Here is a 15,842-nt window from a genome sequence, read left to right as displayed (position 1 = left end):
GGGGAGAAGGAAGAGGCGTTACGCAAACGCGCCGTGGCAGTGCTTGTATTTCTTGCCGGAGCCGCAGGGGCAGGCCTCGTTGCGGCCGACCTTGCCCCAGGTTGCCTGGTTGTTCGGGTCGCGGTCTTCGGGAGCGACGATGGCGTTGCTCTCCTGGCGAACCAGAAGCGCCGTTTCGCCGCCCTGGAAGTCGTCCTCGCCAGTGGTGCCGTCGATGTGGCTGCCGAACATGTCCGGCGCTTCCGGAGGCGGGGCTTCGGCGGCCTGGCGGACCAGTTCGACGCGCATCAATTGCGCGGTGACGGCCTGGCGCAGATTGCCGAGCAGCGCCTGGAACAGCTCGAACGCCTCGCCCTTGTATTCCTGCAGCGGATCGCGCTGGGCGTAGCCACGGAAACCGACGACCGAACGCAGATGGTCGAGGTTGACGATGTGCTCGCGCCACAGATGGTCGAGCGTCTGCAGCACCACCGAACGTTCGACATAGCTCATCACGTCGGGGCCGAAACGCTCGGCGCGCTCCTTGGCGGCGGCGTCGGCGGCCTCGGTCAGGCGCTCGCGGATATCGTCCTCGGCAATGCCTTCTTCCTTGACCCAGTCCTCGACCGGCAGATCGAGATTGAGGAACTCGGCGACTTCGGCCTTGAGGCCGGCGACGTTCCACTGCTCGGCATAGGCGTTTTCGGGGATGTTCTTGGTGACGATCTCCTCGATGACCCCTTCGCGCATCTCGGCGATCGTTTCGGACAGGCCTTCGCCGTCCATCAATTCGATGCGCTGCTCGAACACCACCTTGCGCTGGTCGTTCGAGACGTCGTCGTATTTCAACAGGTTCTTGCGGATGTCGAAGTTGCGCGCTTCGACCTTCTTCTGCGCCTTTTCCAGCGCCTTGTTGATCCACGGATGGATGATCGCCTCGTCTTCCTTGAGGCCGAGCTTCTGCAGCATGCCGTCCATGCGCTCGGACCCGAAGATGCGCATCAGATCGTCCTGGAGCGACAGGAAGAATTTCGAACGGCCGGGGTCGCCCTGGCGGCCGGAACGGCCGCGGAGCTGGTTGTCGATGCGGCGCGATTCATGGCGCTCGGTGGCGAGCACGTAGAGGCCGCCGGCGGCCAGCGCCTTTTCCTTCAGGCGCTCGACATCGGCGTGGATTTCCTTTTCGCGCGCCTCGCGCTCGGGGCCCGCAGGCATGTCGCCCAGTTCTTCCTCGATGCGCATCTCGGCGTTGCCGCCGAGCTTGATGTCGGTGCCGCGTCCGGCCATGTTGGTGGCGATGGTGATGGCGCCGGGCTTGCCGGCCTGGGCGACGATGGCCGCCTCGCGCTCGTGATGGCGGGCGTTCAGCACCTCGAAATCCTTGAACCCTTCCTTGCGCAGGCGCTCGGCCAACTGCTCGGATTTTTCAATGGATGTGGTGCCGACCAGCGTCGGCTGGCCCTTGGCGCGCGCTTCCTTGATCTCCTTGACGATCGCCTTGTACTTCTCCTCGACCGTCCGGTAGACCTCGTCGTCCTCATCCTTGCGGATGACAGGCAGATTGGTCGGAATCTCGGTGACTTCGAGGCCGTAAATGTTGCCGAACTCCTCGGCCTCGGTCAGCGCCGTACCGGTCATGCCGGACAGCTTCTTGTAAAGTCGGAAATAGTTCTGGAAGGTGACGGAAGCCAGCGTCTGGTTTTCCGGCTGGATCGCGACATGCTCCTTGGCTTCGAGCGCCTGGTGCAGGCCTTCCGAATAGCGGCGTCCCGGCATCATGCGGCCGGTGAACTCGTCGATGATGACGATCTCGCCATTGCGGACGATGTAGTCCTTGTCCTTCTGGAACAGCCGGTGCGCCTTCAGCGCGTTGTTGACGTGGTGAACGATGGCGACGTTTTCGACGTCATAGAGTGACTCGCCCTTGAGCAGACCGGCCGCGCGCAGCAGGTTTTCCAGCTTCTCGGTGCCTTCCTCGGTGAAGATCGAGGTCTTCTGCTTCTCGTCGATCTCGTAGTCGGCCGGGCCGAGCTGCAGCATGAAGGCGTCGATGGTGTTGTACATTTCCGAACGGTCCTCGAGCGGACCGGAAATGATCAGTGGCGTGCGCGCCTCGTCGACAAGGATGGAATCGACCTCGTCGACGATCGCGTAATTGTGGCCGCGCTGCACCATCTGGGCGCGCTCATACTTCATGTTGTCGCGCAGATAGTCGAAGCCGAGCTCGTTGTTGGTGGCGTAGGTGACATCGGCGGCGTAAGCGACGCGGCGCTCCTCGTCGGACAAACCGTGGACGATGACGCCGACCGAGAGGCCGAGGAATTTGTAGACGCGGCCCATCCATTCGGAGTCGCGCGTGGCGAGGTAGTCGTTGACGGTGACGACATGGACGCCCTTGCCGGCCAGCGCGTTGAGATAGACCGGAAGGGTGGCGACCAGGGTCTTGCCTTCGCCGGTGCGCATTTCGGCAATGCCGCCATTGTGCAGCACCATGCCGCCGATCAGCTGGACGTCGAATGGGCGCATGCCAAGCACGCGGCGGGACGCCTCGCGGGCGGTGGCGAAAGCTGGCACCAGGAGGTCATCGAGCGTGGCGCCGTTGGCGAAGTCCTGGCGGAATTTCTCCGTGCGCGCCTGAAGGTCGGCGTCGGACAGTGCCCGCATCTCGTTTTCCATGGCATTGATCGCCTCGACGCGAGGCCGGGTCGATTTGACGCGACGATCGTTGGAGGAACCGAAAACCTTACGGGCGAGACCGCCGAGACTGACCATCCAATGGTCCTTTCGATAGAATTCTCAATCTTGAGATGAGCGCCGGCCGGCCCCATCAATTCCGCGTGAAACGCAGACAAACGCAAAAAGCGCCCGGAAAACGGTTCTGGACGCAAAGTCGTTGGACAGATAAGAGGGGGCTCAACTGATGTCAACGCCGCGTTAGCCCCATGGGCAGCGCCAAATTCCGCCACAATCCGGCTGATCTGCAAGCCCGACCAATCCCCCCTTGGAGTTAATCTTGATGTCCTTACTGTTTCGCCGTGCGTCGCTCGCCAGCCTTGGCCTGGTCTTCGGCCTGTCGGCTCTTTCGCTGTCGCCTGTCATGGCGCAGGAAGCCGCTCCCGCCCCGGCCGATGCTGCCGCGCCGGCCGCCGCACCCGTCGATCCCAACGCGGTCGTCGCCACCGTCAATGGCGAGAAGCTGACCGAGGCGGACCTTGGGCTTGCGGAGGGTGAGCTGTCGCAGCAGTTCGCGCAGTTGCCGCCCGAGCAGCGCCGCGCCGCCGCCCTCTCGGCGGCCATCGAAATTCGCGTCATGGCCGCCCAGGCGGTCGCTACCGGGCTCGACAAGGATCCTGAATTCCAGCGCCGCATGGCGTTCCTGCAGCAGCGCGCGCTGCATGGTGAGATGGTGGAGAAGGGCGTCGTCAACAAGGTCACCGACGCCGAGGTGCGCGCCCGCTACGACCAGGAAATCGCCAGCACGCCGCCGGTCAATGAGGTTCATGCCCGTCACATCCTCGTGAAGACGAAGGAAGAGGCCGAGGCGATCATCAAGCAGCTCGACGGAGGCGCCGATTTCCAGAAGCTCGCCAACGAGCACACCAGCGATCCCTCCGGAAAGACCAATGGTGGCGATCTCGGCTGGTTCGGACCTGGCCAGATGGTGCCCGAGTTCGACAAGGCGGCATTCGCGCTCGACGTCGGCAAATACACCAAGGAGCCGGTGCAGTCGCAGTTCGGCTGGCACGTCATCAAGCTCGAGGACAAACGCGTCAAGCAACCGCCGGCGTTCGACGACGTCAAGGACCAGGCCAAGCAGGCGGTTATCCGCGACAAGTACTTCGCGCTGGTCAAGCAGCTGCGCGGCGCCGCCAAGGTCGAAATCCCCGACGCCAATCTGAAGAAGGCTGTCGACACGATGGAAGCGGGCAAGTAAGGCCAGCATCGAAAAGCATGCAAAAGGGCGCCGTTTGGCGCCCTTTTCGTTTCGAGCCTTGGCTGGCGGAAGTCAGCGATAGTGGGTGGAAGCCTTGAACGCCGCCGGATCGCCAGCGGCAAGGGCACCGGTGAATTCGGGGATGCGCACCAGGAGCATCATCGCCCAGAACAGCGGCCAGTCCGTCCAGCGGCAAAACGCCGTGCCGACGGCCTGCGCCGTCTGCCGGTTTTCCTTGAAGGACGTTCTCACCGCCCGGCAGGCGAGGCCCAGCCTCGAACGTCGGCCCTTCGACAGCAAATCCATGCGCGCGAATTGGTAGCCCTTGTTGCGCCTGACATCCCAGATGAAGCCCAGCCCCTCATAGGCATGGATCGAGACCGCCTCGGTGGCCACCTCCATCGCTACGCCATCCTTCAACATCGCATGCTGCCGCAGATGCGAGGAGACGAAAGGTCCGTGGTCGGCTTCGAAGCGGTGGCGTTCGAGAACCGGCCGCCGGTACAGAGCGCCATTGTTGCTGACATGGATGATCTGGCCGTTGCGGTTGCGGCGTTCGATGAAGCCGCGGTCGAGCAGGGACATCACCCGCATCATCATGGTGTCTTGGTCATAAATGGTACGACCGGAAACCGCATCGATCTTCGGGTTCCTCTCGAAAGCTTCGTAGAGGATCGCCAGCCATCCGGGCCGCGTCAGGCAGTCGGCCTCGACGACAGCGACGAGGTCATGGCGGCAATAGGCCAGCGCGGCGTCTTTCAGTTGCGAGGACTCGTCGCTGTCATGCGTCGCGACGATCACCGAAGGGCAGGAAAAGGCCGGTTTGTCGGACAGTTCGGCTTCGATCGACGATGCGTGGCCATGCGGCGGCATGATGATGATTTCACCGGGCACGCCACGCGCATCCTGCGCATAGGCGCGCACTGCCCGACGCAGTTCGTCATCGCCATCGGGTGTCAGATAGTCGGAAACGATGACCAGGCTGACGGGCAGAATTGGTAACGCGTTTTCGGTCAAGTCGCCCCCCGGCGATAAGTCAGCGATTAGCGAGAGATGCCAGATATCACATAGCGGACGGTGGTACGGATTGTAACCTCGTCTTCGTCGAGACGGTTGGTCAAAAGGTGTTTCCAGGCATAGGAAGCCATGAGGTCGGCGACCAGCGCTGCATCGATATCGGCCGCAACCTCGCCTCGCGCCTTGGCGCGCTCGATGATCCGGGCGGTGTGGGACCGACGTCCATCGGCATAGCCAGTCAGGGCCATGGCCGCCGCTTCATCGGACTGCGCTTCGGCGATCAGCGAGCGGAACACGCTGCCCGAAGATGTATCGCGCCAGTGCGAGAAGAGGTTTTGAAGGAAACCGACGATATCGTCTTCGAGATTACCGGTATCGGGCACGGAGACGCGCTTTTGCCGCTTGTAGACCTCCAGCAGCAAGGCCGCCTTGCTCGGCCACCAACGATAGATCGTGGGTTTGCCGGCGCGTGCACGCCGCGCGACGGCTTCGATGGAAAAGCCGGCATAGCCGGCCTCGACCAGCACTGCCTCCGCAGCCTCGAGAATGGCCTCGGCGCTGTCTGGGTTGCGCCGCGCCCCTATCGATCTGCGCGCCGGATCCTCGCCCATGTCTGTCCTCGCCAACAATTCGCCGGCAATATAGGTGAGACGGCAGTCAAACGAAACGGCCCGTTTCAAGTGATAGTGTGGAAGTCGGGAATCGCGGCGCAGCAGATACGCTTTGGGGCAGGAGGGCGCATGCCCGAGGCTCGCCCTCGACAGCGATCAGTTCATCGCTTGCGAGGTTTCCGAGGCGATCCGCCATTGGCCGCCGCTCTTCACCAGCCCAAGCGTGACTCGAGCCTTGCCCGTCATGCGTGCCGCCGATTTGTCTTTCGACACATAGTCATAGCTCATCGCGAACGCGGCTTCGGCGCGGTCCTCGCCCTGCGGTGTCACTTCTAGGCTGCCCGGCTCGAGACCGAACGACCAGGATGCAAATTGCGCGAACCAGTCAGTCTTGAGCTTGACGACGGCGTCGCTGTCATAGCGCGTGCCGAAGATGGTGGCGGAAGGAGCATAGAGCCGCTTGACGGTTTCGCCGATCGCTGCGGCATCGGGCGCCAGATAGTCGTCGCGCAGGAATTTCTCGATCGCGGTCTTGTCGTCGCCGACGGATCGTTCGAGTGCCGCGACCTTTGTCTCTGGCGCCGGGGCTACGGCAGACTTCGGCTGCGCCACCGTTTCGCCGCCAGGCACGAACTCGAACCGCTCGAGCAGCGAACCCTGTTCCCAGGGGCGCTGGCCCTCGCGCGTTTCGGAGACTACGTCGCGGCGCACCGCGATCATCATGTCGTTGATGCTTTGGCCGGGTTCGGCCATGTGCCGCAGCAGGGCGGCGGCAAACGGCGAATTGCGTCCTGTTCCGTCCATGGCAACAGCACCTGGAGCCGTCGAGAAGGCGATGAAGGAGCCGCGCGTCGAATCGAACTGCGCCAGGCCGGCAAGCGCCGTCGCCGAGCGCGTCGTGGCGGTGCGGCTCAGGCTGCGGGCAAAGGGATTGTTGCGGCAGGCATCGAGGAACACCAGGCTGACCTTGGTCTGCTGCTCCATGATGTCGAGGACTTCGTCGATCGGCACGGCTTCGAGCTGCAGCTTCACCGGCATGTCCAGCCGGGCGTCGACCGGCACGATATAGTTGCGCCCTTCGACCTGCAGGCCGTGGCCAGCGTAGTAGAGAAGCCCGACGCCCGCACCTTCCAGCGCATCGGAAAATTCGCCGATCTTGCGCTCAAGCTGACGCTTGCCGAGGTCGTTGCCCTCGATGACGTCGAAGCCGATCGAGCGCAGCTTGCCGGCGATGTCTGTTGCATCGTTGACCGGATTGGCGAGCGTACCGGCTTCGGCATAGGTGCCGTTGCCGATGACCAGCGCCACGCGCCGTTCCGGCTGCGCATCGGCGCTCAGGAGCAAAAGCCCCATAATCGCCACTGCCAAGATAACCAGCCTGCCCATGGCCGATATCATAACGCCAGAGGCCTCGCCGATGCCAATGGATTTGAAATGCAAGCTTAATCCAAGGTGGCTTGCCGACGCCGAAGGCCAAGAAAACGCCCTTGCGCCGGGCCGTGGTATCGGGCAAACCGGCCTTCCCCAGCGTTTTCCGTCGCCCGAGGTCCCCCATGTCCGCAACGATTTCGCCGCTCGCGCCGAAGAAATATCCCAAAATGCCTGCCATTGAGGGCGTACGCATCGCCACCGCCGAGGCCGGGATCAAATACAAGAACCGCACCGACCTCCTGGCCATGGTCTTCGATGACGGCACAGCTGTCGCCGGCGTGTTCACGAAATCGAAATGCCCCTCGGCGCCGGTCGATTTCTGCCGGCAGAACCTCGGCGCCGGCAAGGCGCGGGTGCTGGTCGTCAACTCCGGCAACGCCAACGCCTTCACCGGCAAGAAGGGCCGCGCCTCCACCCAGCTGACCGGAGAGGCGGCGGCCAAGGCTGCCGGCTGCACGCCAGGCGAAGTGTTCCTCGCCTCCACCGGCGTCATCGGCGAGCCGCTCGACACCACCAAATTCAGCCATTTGCTGGCCGGACTGGTCAAGGACGGCAAGCCAGACCTTTGGACCGAAGCGGCCAAGGCCATCATGACCACCGACACCTATCCGAAAGTGGCGACCGCGACGGTCAAGCTCGGCGACGCCGACGTCATCATCAACGGCATTTCCAAGGGCGCCGGCATGATCGCGCCCGACATGGCGACGATGCTGTCCTTCATCGCCACCGACGCGCCGATCGCCGCCCCCGTGCTGCAGGATTTGTTGTCGCGCGGCACGGCCAAGACCTTCAATGCGGTCACCGTCGACAGCGACACCTCGACCAGCGACACGCTGTTGTTGTTTGCCACCGGTGCTGCCGCCAAGCGCGGCGCGCCCGCCATCAGCGATCCCAAGGACGCGCGCCTCGGCGCCTTCCGCCGGGCGCTTGGCAAGGTGCTGAAATCGCTGGCGCTGCAAGTGGTGCGCGACGGCGAGGGCGCCCGCAAGCAGGTCGAAGTCACCGTCACAGGCGCGAAATCGGCGCGCTCGGCCAAGCGCATCGCGCTGTCGATCGCCAATTCGCCGCTGGTCAAGACGGCGGTTGCCGGCGAGGACGCCAACTGGGGCCGCGTCGTCATGGCTGTCGGCAAGGCCGGCGAGCCGGCCGACCGCGACCGCCTGTCGATCTGGTTTGGCGACAACCGGCTGGCGCATGAAGGCGAACGCGACCCCGGCTACTCCGAGGAAGCGACCTCGGCCTATATGAAGCGCGACGACATCCGCATCCGCGCCGATATCGGCATCGGCCGCGGCAAGGCGACGGTGTGGACCTGCGATCTCACCAAGGAATATGTCGCCATCAACGGCGACTACCGGAGCTGATGGAATTGGCTTCCAGGCATCCGGCAAGCATGCTCGCCATCGTGCGCCGCTACGAGGCGGCGGGTTTTCGCGCCTGGCCGGCTGCGGCCGTCCACTATGACGGCACCTGGGTGGTGCGGCTGACGGCCGGTCATCCGGCCAAGCGGCTGAACTCGGTCAACCCGCTCGATCCCGGCGACACCCAGCATATTGCCGAGCGCATCGGCCGCGCCAGCCGGCGGTTCGACGCCTATGGCAGGCCGCTGACTTTCCGCATCTCGCCGCTGTCAGGGCCGGATCTGGCCAGGCATCTCGACAATGAGGGCTGGAGCACATTCGACGAATCGCTGGTGATGCGGCTGCCGCTGGCGGACGCGCAGCTGGCGCCGGCCATGGATCAGATTCCGCTGAAGGATATCAGCCGCTTTCTTGGTGCCTCGCTCAAGGTCAGTGGCTCGGATGCATCGCTGCGGCCGGGTCTTTCGGAAATCATCGGCGCGATTCAACCCGAGGTCGGGCTGTTTGCGCTCGAGGAGGGGGTCGACCCGCTGGCGGTGCTGATCTGCGTCCATGACGGCGATCTTGCCGGCCTGTTCGAGATCGCCACCGACAAGTCGGCGCGCAACAAGGGCCATGGCCGCAACCTGATCCTGTCGGCGCTGAAATGGGCCAGGCTGCGCGGGGCGCGGGAAGCCTGGCTGCAGGTCGAGGCCGGCAATGCGCCGGCGCTGGCGCTCTATCGCTCGCTGGGATTCGAGGAAGTCTATCGCTACCACTATCGACGGCCGCCGGGCGCATGAGCCAGATTCTCACCGGCAAACGCCTGCTCCTGGTCGCCGCCTGCGCGCTGGTCGATACCGATGGTCGCGTGCTTTTGGCGCAGCGGCCGGAGGGCAAGCAGCTTGCCGGCCTGTGGGAGTTTCCGGGCGGCAAGGTCGAGCCTGGCGAGACGCCGGAAGAATGCCTGATCCGCGAGTTGCAGGAAGAGATCGGCATCGAGACCGACATACCCTGCCTGGCGCCGCTCACCTTTGCCAGCCATTCCTATGATGATTTCCATCTCTTGATGCCACTCTTCGTCTGTCGCCGCTTTCGCGGTATCGCGCAGCCGAAAGAGGGGCAGGCGTTGAAATGGGTGCGGCCAAAGCAGATGCGCGACTACCCGATGCCGCCGGCCGACGCACCGCTGATCCAGTTCCTCATCGACCTGCTGTGATCTCAACCGTTTCGCCGCCTGATGTAGCCAGCGTTAATGGAAGATTTATCTCGTCGTGAAAAATTGCGGCAAAGCGGATTCGCCGGGAGCGATTGCATGAGCCTCGACAGGGAATGGGACTCGATCCGGCCGGATCGCAGCTTTCGCGCCGCCAATGCCGGCATCAGCGTATTGCGCATCACGCTGCTGTTCGGCTCGGCCGCGGTGGCGCTGGCCCTGATTGCGGTCCCCGTCCTTGACAAACAGACGCGATCGTCCAGCCGCGATGCTCTTGCAAGCGGCCTGGACACGATGAGCACCGGCTCGGTCGGTTCGCGCGCCACCTATACGCTGCGCAGAAGCGTGCTGCAGCCCTCACCCAGTTCGGTCTGCATCATCCGCGCCGACGGCCGGCGTAGCGGCGACTGCTGAGAAAGAAGGTCAACAAAAGCTTATTGATTTCCTTAACGCAGGCCCCGTTTCATCGCCTGTTAAGCTTGTGCCGTTAACCTTTCTTAACGGGTCGGCTGTATGGTCGTGACAAGAGGGATCGACGATCATGAAGACATTGTTGCAGCGATTTCTGGAAGACGAAACAGGTGCCACGGCCATTGAATATGGCCTGATCGTCGCCGTGCTGTCGCTTGCCATCGTAGGCGGCGTCGGCAAGGTCAGCAACGCGATCCAGTTTCTGTTCAGCGACACCAACAGCAAGCTTGCCAACGCCTTCGCCGAGCACTGATCCGGAGCGCTATCACCGCCCGCCGGGATCTTCCAGTACCGTCTTCAGCGAGACCTTCGCCGAGCCCGGTTTCAAGGGTTTTTGCTGCGAGGCGTCCGGCGCCCAGCCCGACATCCAGACGACAGAGAAACTTGCCCTAATCCGGCCATCGGCGTCCGAGAAACGTTCTGCATAGATTTCGGCGGCACGGGCAAACAGCTTTCGCGTACCCGGCCGCCGGCTGCGATCGGTCAGCGCGCTGGTTTCGCCCATCGCCCTGAGATCGGCGGTGAGGTTGAAAAGAGTATCGTAGCGCACGGTCACCGTTTCGACGTCGGCCACCGGCAGCGCAAGACCGGCGCGCTGCAGCAGCGCGCCGGCGTCGCGGACATCGGTGAAGGGGATGACACGCGGGCTGGCGCCGCCATAAAGCTCGGTCTCGGCGGCGAGCAGACTTTCGCGCAGTTCGGAAAGCGTGCCGGCGCCGGCGAAGGCACCGAGGAAAAGCCCGTCGGGCCGCAGAGAGCGGCGGATCTGCACCAGCATGCCTGGAATGTCGTTCATCGCCTGCAGTGACAGCAGCGAGACGGCGAGATCCAGACTTTCCGGCGCAAACGGCACGGTCTCCGGCGGTGCGACCAGCCCTGGCCGGTCGGCCAGAAACGCCGCGTCAGCCTCGACGCGCACGATCTCCGCTGCCTTGCCGCTTGCGGCAACCACGTCCGTTGCATCCGGTATCTGGCAAAACAGCACGGCGGCCTTGCCGAATTTGCGTTCGACCGCGCCGAGCCGGTCCGCAAGGTCCTCCGCTGCCCGCCGCATCAGAAAATCGGCGCCGGCCAGGGGATGGCCCAATGCCCGGCGCTTGTGTGCCAGCCAGAGCTCTGTATCGATGATGGGCTGCAAGGCAAACATCCCTGTTTGTCCGCCTTGTGATAAAAATGGCGCGGACGACAAACCACGTGGCCGATCCGGTGATGGAGATCAAGAGCCTCGCTCAAACGATGTTGGACTGGCCGGCGCGGGTGCTGTTCCCGCCGGTCTGCGCCGGCTGCCGCAGGCATGTCTCTCAGCCCGGCGTTTTATGCGGCGCCTGCTGGCCCAAGCTCAGGCTCCTGGAACGGCCATGGTGCGCGGTGATGGGCACGCCATTCACCCACGACATGGGCGAGGGATTCCTGTCGGCCGAAGCGATCGCCGATCCGCCGCCTTTCGAGCGGGCACGGGCGGCGGTGGCCTATTCGGGCGTCGCCCGCCAGATGGTGCAAGGGCTGAAATACCAGGACCGCGCCGATCTCGCGCCATGGATGGCGCGCTGGATGCTGCGCGCCGGCGCTGAACTGATCGCGGACGCCGATGTCGTCGTGCCGGTGCCGCTGCACTGGCGGCGCTTTTTCAGGCGGCAGTTCAATCAGTCGGCGGAACTGGCAAGGGCGGTAGCGCAGCTCAGCGGGGTGCCTTTCTCGCCCTCGGCGATCCGGCGCGTCAAGCTCACGCGCCAGCAGGTCGGTCTGGAGCGGCAGGAGCGCGAGGATAATGTGCGTGCGGCCTTCCGTGTGCCCACAGAAGCGGAAATCGAGATAGTCGGCCGCCGCGTGCTTCTGGTCGACGATGTCTACACCACCGGCGCCACCGTGCGCTCGGTCGCCAAGGCACTGAAAAAGGGCGGCGCAGCAGCGGTTGACGTCCTGACCTTCGCGCGTGTCCTGCCGGGGGACTTTCGGGCCGACGAGTCCGCGACTATATAAGATCAGGGAAAGACAGGATTGCAGACTGATGCTCGATGTGACGATTTACACCCGCATGATGTGCGGCTATTGCGCGGCGGCCAGGCGGCTGCTCGACCGCAAGGGCGTCGCCTACACCGAGCATGACGCTTCCTTTTCGCCGGAATTGCGCCAGGAAATGATTTCGCGGGCGCATGGGCGAACCACCTTTCCACAGATTTTCATCGGCGACACGCATGTCGGCGGTTCCGACGAACTCCACGAACTGGAGGCGCGAGGGCAGCTGGACAGGCTGCTTGCCGACGGCTCGACGACGCAGACCGGTTCGTAGAACCGCTCTTTTCTTTGTTTTACGCAATTCCGGACGGAAATCCGCTACACGCTTTTCCTGGAATTGCTCAAAGGGGACATGACCATGGGTGTTTTCAAGGCGGCGGCGATCCAGATGCGTTCGGGCGAAAGCCCCGAGCGCAACGCGGTCGATCTGGAGCGGCTGGTGCGTGAGGCGGCAAGCCTCGGCGCAACCTACATCCAGACCCCGGAAATGACCGGTGCGCTGATCCGTGACAAGGAAGCCAGGGCTGCCTCGTTCACCTCGGAAGACAAGGACATCGTGGTTTCGACCGCGCGCAAGCTCGCCAGCCAACTCGGCGTCTTCCTGCATATCGGCTCGACCGCCATCCTGCGCGCCGACGGCAAGCTCGCCAACCGGGCGCTGCTGTTTGGACCGGACGGCGCCACGCTTGCCACCTACGACAAGATCCACATGTTCGATGTCGATCTCGACAATGGCGAGAGCTGGCGCGAATCCGCCGCCTATGAGCCGGGCACCGAGGCCGTCGTCACAGAGATCGATGGCGCCAGGCTGGGCTTTGCCGTCTGCTACGACCTGCGCTTTCCGCAACTGTTCCGCGCCGAAGCGCTGGCCGGTGCCGATCTTTTGTCGGTGCCCGCCGCCTTCACTCGCCAGACCGGCGAGGCGCATTGGCATGTGCTGTTGCGGGCGCGCGCCATCGAGAACGGCGCCTATGTCGTCGCCGCGGCCCAGGGTGGCCTGCATGAGGACGGCCGCGAGACCTATGGCCATTCGCTGATCGTCGATCCATGGGGCCGCATCATCGCTGAGGCGGCGCATGCCGAGCCTGGCGTGATCGTCGCCGAGATCGACACCGCACAGTCGTCGGCCGCGCGCAAGAAAATCCCCAACCTCAAGAACGCGCGCGATTTTGCCGTCAATGCCGGCACGGCCGAGGCGCCGCGGCTCAGGGGCGCGGCTTCGTGATACGCTTTGCCCTGATCTGCGAGCATGAGCACGAGTTCGAGGGCTGGTTCCGCAGCAATGACGATTTCGATACGCAGAAGAAGCGTGGCTTCGTTGATTGCCCGAGCTGCGGTTCGCACAAGGTGCAAAAGGCGCTGATGGCGCCGGCGGTCTCTACCGCCCGCAAGCAGGAAACGATCGCGCTGGCCATGGGCGAAGCGCAGAAGCAGGCGTTGGCGCAGTTGAAGGCGATGGCCGAGAAGGTGCGCGAGAATGCCGACTATGTCGGCGACAAATTCGCCGAGGAAGCGCGCAAGATCCATTTCGGCGAAAGCGATGCGCGCGGCATCTATGGCGAGGCGACGCTGGACGAAGCCAAAGGCCTGGCCGAGGATGGCGTCGAGTTTATGCCGATCCCGAGTTTTCCGGAGGACCGCAACTGAGTTCCAAGGGAGTTTTGCGCGACCTGGAAACGATTGAGCGGCAACGCGGAATAAATGGTGTTATCAGCCGGTTGGCCCGCTGGGCCATCGTCAGGTTCAACACCAGTCGAACGATCGACGGTGTAGTGATCATTGGCGACAAAGGTGTCGACAAGATCGTCGAAGCGCTCGGCCTTATCAAGAATTTCGATTTACAAGCACCTGCGCCGCGATGTCGGGCAGATTCTCGTCACAACCTTGCCGGCATCGTTCGCTCAATGGGGAGAGTCTTTAAAGGCTTGCGAACTGGACGAACGCTATCTTACCCGCGAGGGGACGACACCCGCACACATTGCGTCGACAATTGTCCATGAAGCCACGCATGCGCGGTTGATGCGATGCGGCATCGGCTATGAAGAGACATTGCGGGATCGGGTCGAGCGGGTTTGCCTGCGCCGAGAGATCGCTTTCGCAGCTAGGTTACCGGCAGGAAAAGATCGGCTTGAAGACGTTGAGGCGACACTTGCCGCCATGCCCGATCTCTCCGACAGGGCAATAAGCGAACGCGACCTGGAGGGGTTGCGAGACGCCCTTCTCTACCTCAACATGCCCAGGTGGATGATCAGTCTCGCAATATCTTATCAGCGGCGGAAAGACCGACGCCGTTTGGCGCGGCAGCGAGCGAGCTGAAGGTCTAGACGCTGCCTCCGATCAGCTTTCCAAGCAACTGAGCCAGCGTCTCCCGTTCGGCGCCAGTCAGGCCAGCGAGGATTTCATGCTCGTTGGCGACGTGGGCGGTCAGGGCCTCGTCAATCAAGGTGAGCCCTTTTTCGGTCAGTTGCACGACGATGCCGCGCCGATCGTTTGGGTGGGGGCCGCGCAAGGTCAGGCCGGCTTTTTCCAACCGGTCGAGCCGGTTGGTCATGGCGCCCGACGTCACCATCGTCGCTTCGTAGAGAGCGGTCGGCGTGAGCGCATAAGGCTGGCCGGAGCGCCGCAGCGTCGCCAGCACGTCGAATTCGCCGGCCTGCAGCCCGAAGCGGGCAAACAGCGGGGCGAGGCGCTCGCGGGCGACCAGTGACGAGGCTTCGTTCAATCGCCCAAGCACCAGCATCGGCGAAACGTCCAGGTCCGGGCGCTCCCGCTTCCACTGCTCGACCGCCTTTGCCGCGCGATCCATTTGTCTTACCATTAAATATCTTTACGTTAAGAATCTTTGTGTTATGTTACCTCAAGATACAAGACCAGCGCAGCGCCGCAAGTGCCAATTTCGCAAGTGAGTGGACGGACCATCCGATGAAATTTCTCTGGGAATCGGCGCTTGGCCTGCTGGTGGTCACAGGAGGCCTGCTCGGCCTGACGCTGCCCTTCGGCAAGCTGGCGACGGCTGCCGGCGTTCAGGCCATGGTCTGGGCCTTCGTCATCTCGTTCGGCGCCGGCGGCGTGCTGTTGTGCGCGCTGCTTGTCAGCGGCCAGCGCATGCGGCTCACCCCGCACCGGCTGCGCTATTTCTTCATCACGGCTGCCGTGTCCTATGCCGCGCCCAATCTGTTGATGTTTTCGGCCATTCCGCATCTCGGCGCCGGCTACACCGGCATCATGTTCACGTTGTCGCCGGTCATCACGCTGGTGTTTTCGATCCTGCTGCGCGTCCGGCGGCCCAGCATGCTCGGCATTGTCGGCATCGCCGTCGGCTTCATCGGGGCGGTCATGGTGGCGGTGACGCGCGGCGAGGCCGGCCAGCCGGCTGATTTCTTGTGGGTGGTGGTTGGGCTGCTGATCCCGGTCAGCCTTGCCGCCGGCAACATCTACCGCACCGTGGACTGGCCTGAAGGCACCGGTCCGATCGAACTTGCCGTCGGCAGCCATCTGGCTTCGGCAACGTTGTTGCTGATCGGCATTCTCGTGCTGTTCGGCCTTAGTGCCTTCGCCCCGCTCGCCAGCGTGCCGCTAGTCGTCGTCGCGCAGGTCGCCTCAGCCTCGGCGATGTTTGCTTTCTTCTTCCGGCTGCAGGCGGTGGGCGGACCGGTCTATCTCAGCCAGATCGGCTATGTGGCGGCGGCCGTCGGCCTGTTTGCCGGCACGATCTTCCTCGGCGAGCACTATCAGCTGCTGACTTGGGCCGGCGCGGTGATCATCACCATCGGTGTGATCATCACCACCAAGGCGCAAAGCCAGAAAGCGTGAGAGCCAGAAGGCGT

19 protein-coding genes are annotated in these 15,842 nt (G+C 63.6%); 13 read left to right on the top strand and 6 right to left on the bottom strand.

Annotation, left to right across the window (positions count from 1 at the left end):
• Nucleotides 1-18: 18 nt before the first annotated feature.
• Entirely contained in the window at nt 19-2,751 is a 2,733-nt protein-coding gene (gene secA / locus ACWGTI_RS05590; RefSeq protein WP_454586162.1) for a preprotein translocase subunit SecA, read from the bottom strand.
• 244 nt (nt 2,752-2,995) lie between these two features.
• On the opposite strand from secA, the gene ACWGTI_RS05585 reads away from it, so the two are divergent.
• Complete coding sequence (locus ACWGTI_RS05585) at nt 2,996-3,913, top strand: peptidylprolyl isomerase (protein WP_454573273.1); 918 nt, start codon at nt 2,996-2,998, stop codon at nt 3,911-3,913.
• Nucleotides 3,914-3,985: 72 nt separating this feature from the next.
• Here the strand turns inward: ACWGTI_RS05585 and ACWGTI_RS05580 are convergent, their stop codons facing one another.
• The 3 genes from ACWGTI_RS05580 to ACWGTI_RS05570 form a co-directional block, all read right to left on the bottom strand.
• On the bottom strand, nt 3,986-4,930 hold the full coding sequence (locus ACWGTI_RS05580; RefSeq protein WP_454586161.1) for a glycosyltransferase: 945 nt from the start codon (nt 4,928-4,930) through the stop codon (nt 3,986-3,988).
• A 26-nt stretch (nt 4,931-4,956) separates the two neighbouring features.
• Nucleotides 4,957-5,541, bottom strand: a complete 585-nt coding sequence (locus tag ACWGTI_RS05575; RefSeq protein ID WP_454586160.1) for a TetR/AcrR family transcriptional regulator — start codon at nt 5,539-5,541, stop codon at nt 4,957-4,959.
• 156 nt (nt 5,542-5,697) lie between these two features.
• Nucleotides 5,698-6,927 carry a caspase family protein gene (locus ACWGTI_RS05570; protein ID WP_454586159.1) on the bottom strand — a complete coding sequence of 410 codons (1,230 nt, stop codon included), beginning with the start codon at nt 6,925-6,927 and terminating at the stop codon, nt 5,698-5,700.
• Here ACWGTI_RS05570 and ACWGTI_RS05565 point away from each other — a divergent pair.
• The 6 genes from ACWGTI_RS05565 (at nt 6,926) to ACWGTI_RS05540 (ending at nt 10,252) form a co-directional block, all read left to right on the top strand.
• Nucleotides 6,926-7,153 (top strand): hypothetical protein, encoded by a 228-nt coding sequence (locus ACWGTI_RS05565; RefSeq protein WP_454586496.1) that lies wholly within the window; start codon nt 6,926-6,928, stop codon nt 7,151-7,153. The two genes, ACWGTI_RS05570 and ACWGTI_RS05565, sit on opposite strands and share 2 nt — an antisense overlap.
• Nucleotides 7,095-8,336, top strand: a complete 1,242-nt coding sequence (gene argJ, locus ACWGTI_RS05560) for a bifunctional glutamate N-acetyltransferase/amino-acid acetyltransferase ArgJ (protein WP_454586158.1) — start codon at nt 7,095-7,097, stop codon at nt 8,334-8,336. The genes ACWGTI_RS05565 and argJ overlap by 59 nt, the downstream gene beginning before the upstream one ends.
• A 29-nt stretch (nt 8,337-8,365) precedes the next feature.
• The gene (locus tag ACWGTI_RS05555; RefSeq protein ID WP_454586485.1) at nt 8,366-9,115 is read left to right on the top strand and encodes a GNAT family N-acetyltransferase; all 750 of its coding nucleotides are present in this window, start codon (nt 8,366-8,368) and stop codon (nt 9,113-9,115) included.
• Nucleotides 9,112-9,531: an 8-oxo-dGTP diphosphatase MutT gene (mutT, locus tag ACWGTI_RS05550; RefSeq protein WP_454573279.1), complete on the top strand. Its 420-nt coding sequence runs from the start codon at nt 9,112-9,114 to the stop codon at nt 9,529-9,531. Before ACWGTI_RS05555 ends, mutT begins: the two co-directional genes overlap by 4 nt.
• Before the next feature lie 96 nt (nt 9,532-9,627).
• Nucleotides 9,628-9,942 carry a hypothetical protein gene (locus ACWGTI_RS05545; RefSeq protein ID WP_454573280.1) on the top strand — a complete coding sequence of 105 codons (315 nt, stop codon included), beginning with the start codon at nt 9,628-9,630 and terminating at the stop codon, nt 9,940-9,942.
• A 127-nt stretch (nt 9,943-10,069) separates the two neighbouring features.
• Nucleotides 10,070-10,252, top strand: a complete 183-nt coding sequence (locus ACWGTI_RS05540; RefSeq protein WP_142866391.1) for a Flp family type IVb pilin — start codon at nt 10,070-10,072, stop codon at nt 10,250-10,252.
• A gap of 12 nt (nt 10,253-10,264) precedes the next feature.
• Here ACWGTI_RS05540 and ACWGTI_RS05535 read toward each other — a convergent pair whose 3' ends face one another.
• Nucleotides 10,265-11,137 carry a class I SAM-dependent methyltransferase gene (locus tag ACWGTI_RS05535; protein WP_454586484.1) on the bottom strand — a complete coding sequence of 291 codons (873 nt, stop codon included), beginning with the start codon at nt 11,135-11,137 and terminating at the stop codon, nt 10,265-10,267.
• Between the two features lie 56 nt (nt 11,138-11,193).
• On the opposite strand from ACWGTI_RS05535, the gene ACWGTI_RS05530 reads away from it, so the two are divergent.
• The 5 genes from ACWGTI_RS05530 (at nt 11,194) to ACWGTI_RS05510 (ending at nt 14,331) form a co-directional block, all read left to right on the top strand.
• Nucleotides 11,194-11,979 carry a ComF family protein gene (locus ACWGTI_RS05530; protein WP_454586483.1) on the top strand — a complete coding sequence of 262 codons (786 nt, stop codon included), beginning with the start codon at nt 11,194-11,196 and terminating at the stop codon, nt 11,977-11,979.
• Nucleotides 11,980-12,007: 28 nt separating this feature from the next.
• Nucleotides 12,008-12,289: a glutaredoxin 3 gene (gene grxC, locus ACWGTI_RS05525; protein ID WP_454586157.1), complete on the top strand. Its 282-nt coding sequence runs from the start codon at nt 12,008-12,010 to the stop codon at nt 12,287-12,289.
• Nucleotides 12,290-12,373: 84 nt separating this feature from the next.
• Nucleotides 12,374-13,240 carry a carbon-nitrogen hydrolase family protein gene (locus tag ACWGTI_RS05520; protein ID WP_454586156.1) on the top strand — a complete coding sequence of 289 codons (867 nt, stop codon included), beginning with the start codon at nt 12,374-12,376 and terminating at the stop codon, nt 13,238-13,240.
• Nucleotides 13,237-13,662, top strand: coding sequence for a DUF1178 family protein (locus tag ACWGTI_RS05515; RefSeq protein ID WP_454586155.1), 426 nt, complete (start codon nt 13,237-13,239; stop codon nt 13,660-13,662). Before ACWGTI_RS05520 ends, ACWGTI_RS05515 begins: the two co-directional genes overlap by 4 nt.
• 144 nt (nt 13,663-13,806) lie before the next feature.
• Nucleotides 13,807-14,331, top strand: coding sequence for a hypothetical protein (locus ACWGTI_RS05510; RefSeq protein WP_454586154.1), 525 nt, complete (start codon nt 13,807-13,809; stop codon nt 14,329-14,331).
• A 4-nt stretch (nt 14,332-14,335) separates the two neighbouring features.
• On the opposite strand, the gene ACWGTI_RS05505 is transcribed toward ACWGTI_RS05510, so the two are convergent.
• Nucleotides 14,336-14,821: a MarR family winged helix-turn-helix transcriptional regulator gene (locus ACWGTI_RS05505; RefSeq protein WP_454586153.1), complete on the bottom strand. Its 486-nt coding sequence runs from the start codon at nt 14,819-14,821 to the stop codon at nt 14,336-14,338.
• Between the two features lie 116 nt (nt 14,822-14,937).
• Here ACWGTI_RS05505 and ACWGTI_RS05500 point away from each other — a divergent pair, with 116 nt between their 5' ends.
• The gene (locus ACWGTI_RS05500) at nt 14,938-15,828 is read left to right on the top strand and encodes a DMT family transporter (RefSeq protein ID WP_454586152.1); all 891 of its coding nucleotides are present in this window, start codon (nt 14,938-14,940) and stop codon (nt 15,826-15,828) included.
• Nucleotides 15,829-15,842: the final 14 nt, after the last annotated feature.

It is taken from the genome of Mesorhizobium sp. ArgA1, assembly GCF_053714375.1.
This window is presented reverse-complemented; position numbering and strand designations above follow the sequence as displayed.